General features: G+C 66.9%; 1 protein-coding gene. It reads left to right on the top strand.

Going from position 1 to position 538, the window contains the following annotated elements:
* Positions 1-289: 289 nt before the first annotated feature.
* Positions 290-538, top strand: a 249-nt coding sequence (locus VE26_RS18255; protein WP_200897237.1) for a hypothetical protein, incomplete at its 3' end; no start/stop codon positions are given.

The following is a 538-nucleotide window of genomic DNA, read 5'->3' as shown; positions in this document are numbered from 1 at the left end:
AGGACGACGAGCGACGACGCGGGGAAGGGGAAGAGCGAGGCGGGCGGGGAGGCATGACGGTGACAGAGTCGCGGCGTAGGGAGTGTAGATGGAGACGTGGAGGGAGCGGGAAGTAAGACGGGACGGGAGCGGAGAATGCACGAGGGAGGGGGAGGGGCGGCAGAGGGGGGTGGGGGACGATGGATGTGGGTGGGGGAGGGGGGGAGAGGGAGCGGGGCGGAGGAGAGGCGGAGGGGAGAGAGGGGAGGGAGGAGGGAGAGGGCCGGGCCGCGAAGCCTAAGCGGGCGACGTGTTCGACCTGCATTCCCGTCTGCACGAGCGAGATGCGAAGATGAACGAGGCACAAGGTCTTGGCTCGCTGACAGCGCTGCCGGTTATAGAAAACCAGGCGAACGACGTGTCGGCGGTGGAGGAAGGTGTCCAGGATGATGGGGGACTGGCAGGTCTGGCGATCAACGATGACGAGCTGGAGCTGGCCGCGGCCGATAGGGATCAGGGCGTAGATGGCATTGAGGCCGGTGGACATCGGCTCGTGCAC

Origin of the sequence: Devosia chinhatensis (assembly GCF_000969445.1) — a bacterium.
GTDB classification, from domain to species: Bacteria; Pseudomonadota; Alphaproteobacteria; order Rhizobiales; family Devosiaceae; genus Devosia; species Devosia chinhatensis.
This window is presented reverse-complemented; position numbering and strand designations above follow the sequence as displayed.